The sequence below is a fragment of the Streptomyces sp. A012304 genome (assembly GCF_026008495.1).
Taxonomy (GTDB): Bacteria; Actinomycetota; Actinomycetes; order Streptomycetales; family Streptomycetaceae; genus Streptomyces.
Genome location: NZ_BQUN01000165.1, coordinates 1 through 1,586 on the forward strand (window position 1 = coordinate 1; position 1,586 = coordinate 1,586).

1 pseudogene is annotated in these 1,586 nt (G+C 68.7%); it reads left to right on the plus strand.

From position 1 onward, the window contains the following. Positions 1-1,586, plus strand: a pseudogene (locus ALMP_RS35370) (hypothetical protein); the annotation flags it as partial.

A 1,586-nucleotide genomic window follows, 5' to 3' on the forward strand; every position in this document is an offset into this window, starting at 1 on the left:
TGCTGCGCTACGGCGAGCCGATGGCGCTCGGCGCCCGCGAGTCCGTCACCGCCTCCCCGTCGCCGTCGCCCACCGGCCCCGGCCAGATCTGCACTCAGCCCGACCCGGGGGACCCGGCCTTCTGCACCAACCCGCCCGGTGACGGCGGCGGCGAGCCGGACTTCATCCGGCACCCCGTCGACGGCGTCGCCATCCGTCTCTTCGAGTACGACGATAACGGCTTCCAGACCGGCATCGTCAGCGAGAACGGCGACAAGGTCACCCTCGGCTACGACGACCGCGGCAATGTGACCAGCCGCACCACCTGCCGGGCCGCCGGCGACTGCCAGACCTCGTACACCACCTACCCGGTGACGACGAGCGACTTCGACCTGCGGGGCGACCAGCCGTCGGAGACCCGGGACGGCCGCTCGTCCGGCCCCACCGACAACCGCTTCCGCACCCAGTACACGTACAACACCAGCGGCGCCCTGCTCACGCAGACCGCCCCCGACGGCGGCACGTCCACGAACACCTACACCACCGGCGTCGAACAGGCCGTCGGCGGCGGCGGCAACACACCCACCGGGCTGCCCAAGACAACCACCGACCCGCGCGGAAAGATCACCCGCTACCAGTACTACAAGAACGGCGACCTGGCTCGGGTGACCGAGCCGTCCGGGCGCATCACCACCTACACGTACGACGCGCTGGGCCGCAAGCTCACCGAGACCGTCGTCACGGACGCCTACCCGTCCGGCACCACGTCGACCTTCACCTACGACAAGCTCTCCCGCGTCGCCACCCTCACCGACCCGCCGGCCACCAACGTCGTCACCTCCGGCAAGCACCAGCAGAAGACCACCACGACCTACGACGCCGACGGCAACGTGGTGCGCACCGAGATCAGCGACCTGCTGGGCGGCGACGCCACCCGCGTGATGGCCTTCGAGCTCGACGACCGCGGCCGCCCCGAGCGGGTCACCGACGCCGAGGGCAACGAGACGACGTACACCTACGACGTCTTCGGCAACAAGACCTCGATGGTGGACGCGGGCGGCAACCACTTCGACTACGTCTACACCGCGCGCAACATGATGGCCGAGACCCGGCTGCGCGACTGGGACGACGACGGGGGCGACGGGGACTACACCGTCCTGCAGTCGTACGCCTACGACATGGGCGGCCGGCTCGTCCGGCACACCGACTCGATGGGCCGCTCGCTGATCTACCAGTACTACGGCGACGACCTGGTCAAGTCGATCACGTTGAAGGACTTCCGTAACCCCGACGGCACCAAGCGCGACATCGTCGTGGAGTCCAACACCTACGACGGCGCCGGCAACGTCCTGACCGAGACGAGCGCCAACGGCAAGCTAACGACTGCGTACACGTACGACGCGGTCGGCAGGGTGAAGTCCGAGGTCATAAACCCCAACGGGCTGGCAAGGCGCACCACCTACACCTACGACATCGCCGGCAACGTGGAGACGACCGCATCCAGCGGTTCCCCCTCCAACGTGCCCTGGCCGGTGAGCGTCAGCGGCGACTCCGTCCGCTACCAGTACGACGACGCGGGCAACGTCACCCACGAGACGGTCGAGAAC